The 7,741-nt window shown below is 50.2% G+C and carries 14 protein-coding genes; 4 read left to right on the top strand and 10 right to left on the bottom strand.

All coding sequences use genetic code 11. The features are described from left to right. From Q0499_RS08930 to Q0499_RS08890, 9 genes are all read right to left on the bottom strand, one after another. On the bottom strand, positions 1 to 534 hold a 534-nt coding region (locus Q0499_RS08930), incomplete at its 3' end, for a DUF3850 domain-containing protein (protein ID WP_299198423.1). Positions 535 to 550: 16 nt separating this feature from the next. Next, complete coding sequence (locus Q0499_RS08925; RefSeq protein WP_299198421.1) at positions 551 to 1,444, bottom strand: DNA cytosine methyltransferase; 894 nt, start codon at positions 1,442 to 1,444, stop codon at positions 551 to 553. Between the two features lie 97 nt (positions 1,445 to 1,541). Further along, positions 1,542 to 2,150 (bottom strand): hypothetical protein, encoded by a 609-nt coding sequence (locus tag Q0499_RS08920; protein WP_299198419.1) that lies wholly within the window; start codon positions 2,148 to 2,150, stop codon positions 1,542 to 1,544. 10 nt (positions 2,151 to 2,160) lie between these two features. Further along, the gene (locus Q0499_RS08915) at positions 2,161 to 3,078 is read right to left on the bottom strand and encodes a recombination-associated protein RdgC (protein WP_299198417.1); all 918 of its coding nucleotides are present in this window, start codon (positions 3,076 to 3,078) and stop codon (positions 2,161 to 2,163) included. Positions 3,079 to 3,134: 56 nt separating this feature from the next. Further along, complete coding sequence (gene ssb / locus Q0499_RS08910) at positions 3,135 to 3,629, bottom strand: single-stranded DNA-binding protein (RefSeq protein ID WP_299198414.1); 495 nt, start codon at positions 3,627 to 3,629, stop codon at positions 3,135 to 3,137. 145 nt (positions 3,630 to 3,774) lie between these two features. Then, a complete protein-coding gene (locus Q0499_RS08905; RefSeq protein ID WP_299198412.1) occupies positions 3,775 to 4,080 on the bottom strand; it encodes a hypothetical protein in 306 nt (101 codons plus the stop codon). After that, positions 4,073 to 4,237 (bottom strand): hypothetical protein, encoded by a 165-nt coding sequence (locus tag Q0499_RS08900; RefSeq protein WP_299198410.1) that lies wholly within the window; start codon positions 4,235 to 4,237, stop codon positions 4,073 to 4,075. The genes Q0499_RS08905 and Q0499_RS08900 overlap by 8 nt, the downstream gene beginning before the upstream one ends. Further along, the gene (locus tag Q0499_RS08895; protein ID WP_299198408.1) at positions 4,234 to 4,533 is read right to left on the bottom strand and encodes a hypothetical protein; all 300 of its coding nucleotides are present in this window, start codon (positions 4,531 to 4,533) and stop codon (positions 4,234 to 4,236) included. The genes Q0499_RS08900 and Q0499_RS08895 overlap by 4 nt, the downstream gene beginning before the upstream one ends. Then, positions 4,530 to 4,964 (bottom strand): helix-turn-helix transcriptional regulator, encoded by a 435-nt coding sequence (locus Q0499_RS08890; protein ID WP_299198406.1) that lies wholly within the window; start codon positions 4,962 to 4,964, stop codon positions 4,530 to 4,532. Before Q0499_RS08890 ends, Q0499_RS08895 begins: the two co-directional genes overlap by 4 nt. A 124-nt stretch (positions 4,965 to 5,088) precedes the next feature. On the opposite strand from Q0499_RS08890, the gene Q0499_RS08885 reads away from it, so the two are divergent. Both Q0499_RS08885 and Q0499_RS08880 read left to right on the top strand, forming a co-directional pair. Next, positions 5,089 to 5,409 carry a hypothetical protein gene (locus Q0499_RS08885; protein ID WP_299198404.1) on the top strand — a complete coding sequence of 107 codons (321 nt, stop codon included), beginning with the start codon at positions 5,089 to 5,091 and terminating at the stop codon, positions 5,407 to 5,409. Positions 5,410 to 5,414: 5 nt separating this feature from the next. Beyond that, entirely contained in the window at positions 5,415 to 5,978 is a 564-nt protein-coding gene (locus Q0499_RS08880) for a hypothetical protein (RefSeq protein ID WP_299198401.1), read from the top strand. 46 nt (positions 5,979 to 6,024) lie between these two features. Here Q0499_RS08880 and Q0499_RS08875 read toward each other — a convergent pair whose 3' ends face one another. Then, entirely contained in the window at positions 6,025 to 6,705 is a 681-nt protein-coding gene (locus Q0499_RS08875; protein WP_299198425.1) for a LexA family transcriptional regulator, read from the bottom strand. Between the two features lie 158 nt (positions 6,706 to 6,863). On the opposite strand from Q0499_RS08875, the gene Q0499_RS08870 reads away from it, so the two are divergent. Together Q0499_RS08870 and Q0499_RS08865 are read left to right on the top strand one after the other, a co-directional pair. Further along, positions 6,864 to 7,061, top strand: coding sequence for a helix-turn-helix transcriptional regulator (locus Q0499_RS08870; protein ID WP_299198398.1), 198 nt, complete (start codon positions 6,864 to 6,866; stop codon positions 7,059 to 7,061). A gap of 206 nt (positions 7,062 to 7,267) precedes the next feature. After that, a complete protein-coding gene (locus Q0499_RS08865; RefSeq protein WP_299198395.1) occupies positions 7,268 to 7,597 on the top strand; it encodes a hypothetical protein in 330 nt (109 codons plus the stop codon). Positions 7,598 to 7,741: the final 144 nt, after the last annotated feature.

Here is a 7,741-nt window from a genome sequence, read left to right as displayed (position 1 = left end):
TTCAAGCTCAGCGATGCGGGCGGCTTGCTGATTGATGTATTCACGCACCGGCTCTGCGCCGTTACATGGGCCTTTATGAAGGCCTATCAAGGTATATATCTCATGTACGGTATCGCTATTTGATCGAGCTTCTTGCGCCCAGACTTCTGCCTGCTGCTGCAAATTTGAACTAAGAGTTATCAGTTCGCTGATCTGCTGGCTTTTCTGCTGTTGCTGTCCTACCTGGCTCCAGCGCTCATGTTCGCTAATCCGATCACCTGTCACGCCTTGCTGATAGCCGATATTTAAAATCACCCAGCCTTCGTCAAGTCCGTAACCAGAGAGTACGCCATTAATCACGCATTCCAGGGCGCGGTTTGTGTACTCAAGCGGCTTGCCAGCTTTCATTTCTTCGCCGGAGTATCGCGTCTCTCTTAGCAGGGCAGAATCTCCGCTATGATAATCACGGTCGTTGAAGCGGATCTCATAGCTCTTACGTCCTTCCCAAGACATCTGGAATACTTCGGGATCTGTTTTTAGTTCGTGGTGTTTCATGACTATTCCCTCTGGGTTAGGCGGCTGTTGTGTTGCGGTTGAAGTAGCGAATGGTTTCTGAGCCTATCCAGTGGCCTACCGGTTCAGAGACGCCGTTGCCTATGCCTCGGTAGGCGGCTGTGTCGGTACAGTTGAACTTAAAGGTATCCTCAACACCCTGAAGCCTCGCCCACTCTCTGACGGAGTAGGGGCGCACTCCCATCGGGAACCGCTTGTCTTTCACTAGTCGTGTGCTTTTATCCTTCGCGTAGTGAGCAACGCAGGTCGGCGCTATATCATCCTTAGCCGGGTCTGAAATAATGGGGCGATCCCGGTAGCCTCCGCTCATTCGGGTTGCGATGGCCTTGGGTAGCGTGATTTGTGGATCCGTTTCGAGTATATCGATCAGCAGGGTGCGCTTATGGCCCTCGGGTGGTCGCCAGTTAAACTGCTGCTTGCTGCCCAGTATGATCAGCCGGTCCCGGTTCTGTGGCAGCCATGTGCTGGATTTAATGGGGCAAAATACCTGCATGTAATACTGCGGAAGCTTGGTCATGGCTTCCATCACGACCGGGAATTTCCGCAGCCCTGGAACGTTTTCTACCCAGAACATTTCTGGCTGCGCAATTGCCAAGTGGCGCAGGGCGTGGAGATATAACTCATCGCCTGTGCGGGTGCCGTGAATGTCTGCGATAGCGCTGTATTTTGTGCAGGGGTATGTAAAGCCCATTGCATCGCAGCTGTCCTGCTCAAGTACAAGTTGCTCTGACAGATCGCACTGGTGCATGTGATCGCCAAGGTTGTCGCGGTAAACCTGGCAGGCTACCGGGTCCAGCTCGAAAGACTGCCCGATCTTAACGCCAGCGCGGATAACCCCTGCATCACCTATACCCATGCCGCTGAAGTAGGTATTTGCTGTTGGTATGAACATTATCTATCTTTCCTCAGTATCTTTTCCATTGCCCAAAGCCTGGCCCCTGTGACTGCCACCATCGAAGCGGCGAGTAGCAGGACGGCGGCGAGGGGAGTCATGCGGCTTGTTCTGGCTGGTCTTCTTCAATTCTTATGGGCATGATGATCACTAATGCGTTGTAATCATGATTTTTTATGTTGACTTCAATGGCGGTGTTTTTTCCGCGAAACTTAAAAATGGCGTTCGAGTATCTGTTGCCTAAGGCTTTTTCGGCTTTGCTTACTAGTGATACATAGTCTGGGTTTATGCCGATAAATGGTGTGGGGATTGGGTCACCGGTAGGTATAACTTTTTCAACGTCTGGGTATTTGCCGTCGATGATTTCAAAAGCGCGATGCTCATGAGTTGAGTGACTGGCCGCTGAAATAGGGTTATAGAATTCGATTAATCCTATTTTTTCGCCTTCGATCAGCGTCATCATGCCTTTTGTTGCTTTTGCTGGAATGGTGCCTTTTATGTTGATGATCAGGGATTCTTGCAGTTCTTTTGCTTCTAGGCATGGTGCTCTAAACATGACGTGCCCGTTCGTGGCGGTAATATAGCCTGCGGAGTCAAGATAGATTCCGTGTAGATAGTAGCGCGGGTCTGATTTTGCGCTGAACGGTGTCGCTGCTCTGAGTAGATTGGCATCCAGTTCGATTTTTTTGATGTTTGCAGTTTTCATTTCCCTGTCCTCACGCTGTTGTCTGTTTGGGTAACCGGGTGACTTCGCCGCCGAAGGCTTCCATAATTGCCTGGAGGAGTCGGTCGAATTCGCGGTTCATTCGCAGCAGTTCGGCGTCGAATTGCTGGTGGGCTTCGTCGAGTTCCAGTCCGTCCATTTCCTCTTTTAGCTGGTCGCTGAGGCGTAGGCGCTTAATGGTGAGGTCGTCGGTCAGGGTGAAGTTGAGGGCTTCCTGCCATTCGATGGCCAGTTTTGTGACGCGCTTGCCTGCTGTGAGGTGCCCGGCGATCTCTTCTGATTCGAGATCCTGGCCGGTGCAGCGGATGACACCGGCTTCAGCGGTTGAATCTTTAAGCTCTGACTGATCCAGCGGGACAAACCCTGCAGGTCGGCTGGCGGCATCGCTGAGCCAGTGTGTCATCACGGCTGAGGGCGAATTGTTAACATCGGGGAGCACGATAGGCAGCGACCCCAGCAGGCTGCGTAGGTGGCTCAGGAGCTCTTCAGCTTGCTTGTGGCTGCTGGCGTCTACGATTACCCAGCCGGTGCTGAGGATCATGGCGTGGGTGCGCTTGAACTTGCTGAATGCCCGGGGCAGCAGGTCGAGTATGATTTCGTCTCTGAGCTGATCTTTCTCTTTTTTGTAAACCTTACGGGCCTGCTCGTCTTCGATCAGCTTTACCCGGGTGTCGAGCGCCTGGCGGATGACAGAGGAGGGGATTATCTTCTCTTCTTTCTGCATGCAGATCAGAGTTGCGCCGTCGATGGTGCGGAACGGCTCATCGAACAGATCAGCCGGTGGCACCCAGCCCACCCGGCTAAGTTCCTGACTTGAACAAGGTGTGAATAACTTATCTTCCAGCGCTACGGGGAAGTTGTCACCGATGGGTGAGGTCTGACGGTAGAAAATTGCGTTTTTGAAGAACATGGGTTTAGTCCTGTTTAGTTGTTTTTGCAGTTGCTCGGCTGCCTGGTTGATGCCCTTTAAATCATGTACTCCATGCCCTTGAAGGGATTCGCGAACGGGATATCATCATCAAAGTCGTCAGGGCTTGGCGCTGGTGGCGGGTTGCTGGACCGCTGCGCGGGTGCCTGTTGCGCTTCTGGGTATTGCGACTGGTTATTGGTGCGCTGGCTGTTGTTTTGCCCGTCGAGCATTTGCAGTTCGCTGGCGACGATCTCGGTGGTGTACCGGTCTTGTCCGGACTGGTCCTGCCATTTACGGGTGCGCAGACTGCCTTCAATGTAGATCTTTGAGCCCTTTTTCAGGTATTCAGCCGCGATCTCTGCCAGGCGGTTGAAGAACACCACTCGGTGCCATTCGGTGCGCTCTTGCTGTTGGCCGGTTTGTTTATCTTTCCAGCTTTCGCTGGTGGCGATGGTCAGGTTGGTGACCGCGTTGCCGCTGGGCATGTATTTGGTTTCTGGGTCGTTGCCCAGGTTACCGATGAGGATGACTTTGTTAACGCCTCTGGCCATGGTTATTTTGCCTCTGTTACGTGGACTGGGTTGTTAGGCCAAGTGGCCCGTGCGCGTGATACAGCGCGGTTAAAATCGGGCTTGCTTAGGGTGATGTCTCCCAGCCAGGCCCCGCAGAGTTTGTGTGTGACGATGTATCTCATGGTTAATCCATCCTGAACTTGCCGCCGTTCTTCTCTTTCAGATCCCCGTATGGGTCGTGCGGCTGTTGGTTTTTTTTGAGCGATTCAATGGTGAGTCGCTGCTGTTTAATCACCCGGCGCATGGCTATCATCACCAGGCTGGTGTCTATCTGTTCACCGGTGTCTTTATGCAGCACCCCGGTGGCGTTGCAGGCGTCGCACTGCATCTGGTGAAACACGCCTTTTACTTCGCCATGGCCGTTGCAGGTGTCGCACCGTTTCATGGGCGGCAGCTGTATGTTCAGGCTTGGCCCTGACTGTTTACTCATATCCGCTGATGATGGGCCGTATTTCGTTCATAACACCGGTGCCGGTGACCGCGCCTTTGATCGCGTAGCCCACCAGCACCAGCCCGGTTGCGATCAGGGCCACGCTAAGAATCAACCCCGCGTATAGCAAAAACAGGAATAGATATTCAGCGTTCATGCGGCTTGCCCCTGGCTGCTGGCGGGTGACTTGATCAGGTGTAGCTGCAGCAGGGTGTGATCCAGCTGCTGGTTTATATGCTCTTCCGTGATCCACCGAGTGGGCTGCAGGTCGATGTCTTCATTCAGAATCGTGACGATATCGCGCCCCTGCACATTAAAGGTACCGATGGGGTAGGCTTTAACCATGAGGCTCTTTGTGCTGCCGAAATAATCAGTGGTGACAATGGCGATGTTCGCGTCTGATATCGCCATCGCCAGCTGCTGAATCTGCAAAACCTTGTCGGTGATATTCATGCGTAGTGTCCTTTCAGTTTGAATAGCTGTTTATCCAGAAACTCTGGAATGTCGTTAGCTTCTTCCAGTGATGCGTAGTCACGGCCTCGGCGGGTGCGACCCCGGCGGGCGATATCGTTGTCGAAACCTGCAGCGGTGGTAGTGAAAATGCAGATGCAGACCACCAGCGCAACGACTGATTGTTTGGCAGTGAACACGCCATTAATAAACATCATGGCCACCAGTTGAGCGCGGGTGTGGGTTTCGGTGCGCTGCATAGCGTTAATGATGTGGCTTTTAGCCGTGCGGGCCGTGCGACCTATGATCATGCCGATCTCTTCGTCTACTTTGCCTTCAGCGGCCCAGGCGGCGCTTTCTGCCTGTCGCTCTGTCAGGCCCAGGCTGGCGGCTAAGTTGAGGTTGATGCTGATGTGTGGTGTTGTTGTGTTCATGGCTTATGCCTATACGCTGTCGTATTTATATATACGTTAACGCATAGCAATTATATACGCAAGCGTATTTTTAAAAATAAAGTTCGGCTGCTAGAGTTGGATTGTCTATTCAAGGAGTGAAGTTATGGCTTTAGTTAAATGTCCAGATTGCGGTACCAATGTTTCGGACAGGGCTCCGGCGTGTGTTAATTGCGGCTGCCCTATATCATCCGCGTCTGATGTGGCTGCACTTAAAACACCGCTGACAACGACACAGGGAACCGCTAAACGGCTTAAAGCCCATTCAGCTATCAGTATGACGCTGCTGGTGGTTTCGCTGCTGTGGGTGTTTATGGCGTCATCTAGCCCTAATCCAGAACCTAGTATCATCGCCCCGGCGGTTTGCTTTCTTAGTCTGGTGTGGCTTATCGTCACCCGCATTCGTATCTGGTGGCATCACGGGTAAATTCTATGCGCTATTTAACGTTATTGATCTTTATGTATGCTTTTCAAGCGTCTGCATCTAATGTTGCAGAAGTTGTTGTGCATCGTCTTGATGGTGAATTTACTTTCATCAAAGTTGATGACTTCAGAACATGTATGAGGTATCTAGCATTACAGCCAGACCCAAGCAGCGAATGTCTGGACAAGATCGGGTTAGATATGGAGACGTTCAAACTCTTAGTTGAAACGAAATTTTCTAGGCGTATAACTTTTCACGACGAGACCGGGTCTAGAATGGCAAACCCACCATTAGATTTATTTGATGATGATTATCATAAAAAGGGGAGTCTTCCAAAAACTAAGCCTGCGCCTGTGAATGGGCTTTCGATTGAGAGAGTTTACCAAAATAGCCCCATCTCTATTCATGTGATTTTAAGGACGGATTCTAGTCGTAAAGTTCATTGTTCTGTTCAAGATAGTAACGATAAGATACTGACGGTGGATGACGGCTACATAAACCCTCCAGTTGATAAACTTATTATTATTACAGGAGAGTCTACATCTCTAGTTAAAAGTGCGACTTGCTGGTAAGCATCAATGCTCATACAGCCAGCCTGCCAATATCAGTTAAATACTGCTACAAGTCTCCCATCAGCACTTTTACAGCTCGTCCAATGATGCGTAATTGTTCGAAGTTGTTATAAGAGATCACTTCGTCAACATATGAAAGATCCGCTTTGTTGTCTGAGCTGATAATCCAGCTGTTATCCATGCGTTTGACCAAGCGTTTGACTCTAAGCTCATCATCGACGGCGATGGCGTATACATTGCCAGATCTGGGTTTTTTATCTGCTGTGTTTATCAACAGAATGTCCCCGTCCTGTATGCGAGGCGACATTGAATCACCCCGGACGGTGACAGCCTTTAGTGATGATTCACTGTAATTGTTCTCGAATATCCAGTCCTTAGATATGGGTATCAAATCTTGTGTCCTTTCCTGATCAGCGCAAAAGCCGCTGCCTGCGGCCAACTCTATATCGAGAAATGCTATGTTTGTGAATTTTGAAGAATCCTCAAAAACATTAGCCGGATTGCCGCTGGCATCGTAAGCGTTGTCATTGAGGTTTTCCATTACACCTGCACTTTCTGAGTTTTCAGTTAGCTGCCAGTAATGAGCGCCTAGAGCTTTCGCCAGGGCTTTCAGGTTTGAAAGCTTCGGGTCCATTGATTCGCCTTTCAATATCCTGTGAACCGTTGGCTGGTTAAGTCCACTAATTCTAGCTAATTCAGTGGGCGTAGTTATCCCTCGCTCCTTCATTAAAGCAATTACGTTTCTGGCTATTATCTCGGCGTTTGTATTCATATGCGTATTATTTACGAATTTAACCATATATAAAAATACGTTTAGGTATTGCTAGTTAATACATTAGCGTATTATTATGTCTATCATAACTGTGCATCAGACTTGGTGATCCAATGACATCGCTTCAAAAAATGATTAAGAAAATCCGTTTGTCTGGACTGAAAGGACCAGCGATAGCTGAGCGAATTAATGTCACTCAGCCGACGGTAAGTCGCATTGAGAACGGCGCCAGAACCGATTATGAGACCGGAAAGGCCATTGAGCGCCTGTATTCCGAAGTCGTTGATAACAGTTTAAAGGATGCGGTTTAAAAAACACCGCCCAAACGGACAGACCCTGTCCTAACGGACATAACGCGTTTAGCACCTTGGCCGGCTGACCCTTCACCGGTCCTTTTTAAACAGCATTCGATGAGTGTTGTTTAAAAAGTCTATTCAGCCCCTTAACTGGGGCTTTGTGGGTGCTGGGGTTCGCCCCTGATTGTGGAAATCATTCCATTAACCCAAAGGAGATAAACATGAAGAAAGCTTTTCTCTGTGTTGCTCTGGCCTTAACGGCTGCACTTTCGATGCCAGCGCTGGCTGATATCGATTATTCCCCACCTGCTGGTGGTTTTACGGATGCTGTGTATCAGGCATCTGACCTTGATGCAGGTACGGCACCTGTTGCTGCTCTGTACTCACATCCACCTGTCATGATCGCAGACAGTTCGCCAGACGGCTTCGGTGATTCGTATCGAACGAAGGTAACGAACAGTTATCGGCCGAATAACGACGGCATTGGTAGTGGTTCTGGGGATTACCTGGCAGCGGCTTATTCATCTTTTGAGGTGGGTTGGCGCTTCTGATCAGCAGCCCGGCACTCTATCCAGTGATCTGTCGGGCACAACGTAAAGCATCCTGGTTCTGGGTGAACCCGGGGCAGGCCAGCAGGGTGTTTTACGTTGTGATGAGTGCGGAATTAAGATGTTCAGATCCAGCAATCACAACAA

This window comes from uncultured Amphritea sp., from assembly GCF_937127095.1.
Classification (GTDB): domain Bacteria; phylum Pseudomonadota; class Gammaproteobacteria; order Pseudomonadales; family Balneatricaceae; genus Amphritea.
This window is presented reverse-complemented; position numbering and strand designations above follow the sequence as displayed.